1 protein-coding gene is annotated in these 1319 nt (G+C 62.0%); it reads right to left on the bottom strand.

Annotation, left to right across the window (positions count from 1 at the left end; all coding sequences use genetic code 11):
- Positions 1–42: 42 nt before the first annotated feature.
- Positions 43–1266, bottom strand: coding sequence for an IS256-like element ISSpwi2 family transposase (locus tag SxD43FB_RS23605; protein ID WP_014082638.1), 1224 nt, complete (start codon positions 1264–1266; stop codon positions 43–45).
- Between the last annotated feature and the right edge of the window lie 53 nt (positions 1267–1319).

The raw sequence follows: 1319 nt of genomic DNA, 5'->3' as shown, positions 1-1319 counted from the left end.
CGGGAGTGTCAGGATTTCCGTGTGCGGGCGGGCGGTTGATCATCAGGCCGCCATGGCTCTGATGAAACGTTCGCCGAAGATCACGGCAAATTGCGCCTTCGCCATGGTCCACTCACGTGGTGGCATCTTCCACTCTTTCTCCGACCGATTCAAGATCAGATAGAGCAGCTTGGTGGCGGCCTCGTCGCTGGGGAAGTGTCCCCTGGCCCTGACAGCCCGCCTGAGCTTCGAGTTCAAAGCTTCGATCGCGTTCGTGGTGTAGATGATCCGGCGGACCTCGTCGGGGAACGCAAAAAACGGGATCACCTCGCCCCAGGCGCGCCGCCAGCTCTGGCCGATGGCGGGATAGCGCTGCCCCCAAGGGCCAGCCTCAAATGCCGTCAGCGCCTTTTCGGCGGCATCCGCGTCGGTGGCACGGTAAATCTCCTTAAGCGCGCTGGCGAGGTTCTTGCGGTCCTTCCAGGAGACGAAGTCCATCGAGTTGCGCAGCAGGTGAACGATGCAGGTCTGGACGATCGCATCGGGGAACACTGCGGTGATCGCATCGGGAAAGCCCTTCAGGCCGTCAACGACGGCCAGCAGGATGTCTTCGACGCCACGGTTGCGAAGCTCGTTCATCACCCGAAGCCAGAACTTGGCACCCTCATTCTGCTCGAGCCACAGGCCGAGCACCTCCTTTGCGCCGTCGGCGCGGACGCCCAGCGCAATGTGGATCGCCTTGTTGCGCACCATGCCCTCGTCGCGGATCTTGACCCGGATCGCGTCGAAGAAGACCAGTGGGTAAACCGGATCGAGCGGCCGCTGCTGCCAAGTGGCGACCTCATCGAGCACGGCGTCGGTCACCGTGCTGATCAAATCGGGTGAGACGTCGATGCCGTAAAGATCGTGCAGGTGCCTGGTGATCTCGCGGGTGCTCATGCCGCGCGCGTACATCGACACGATCTTGTCGTCGAAGCCGGGAAAGCGGCGTTGATACTTGGCGATCAACTGCGGGTCGAAGCTCGACTGGCGATCGCGCGGTACGTCGATCGCCAACTTGCCGGTGTCGGTCATTACCGTCTTCCGACCGTAGCCGTTGCGCATGTTGCCGGCGCCGTCTTCGCCAGCGAGGTGGTGATCCATCTCCGCATTCAGGGCACGCTCTGTCAGCGCCTTCTTCAGCGAATCGAGCAGACCGCCCTGCTCGAAGGCGGCACTGGCAGCGCCGCCCGCCAAAAGCTGATCGAGAAGCTCATTCGGTATGGCAGGCTCTTTGCGTCGAGACATAGTGGGACTCCCTTTTTACCCATTATGCCCGCCCGCACACGGAAATCCTGACA

Origin of the sequence: Sphingobium sp. D43FB (assembly GCF_002312805.1) — a bacterium.
Taxonomy (GTDB): Bacteria; Pseudomonadota; Alphaproteobacteria; order Sphingomonadales; family Sphingomonadaceae; genus Sphingobium.
Note: the sequence above shows the minus strand (reverse complement) of the source record. Positions and strands in the feature narration are given on the sequence as shown.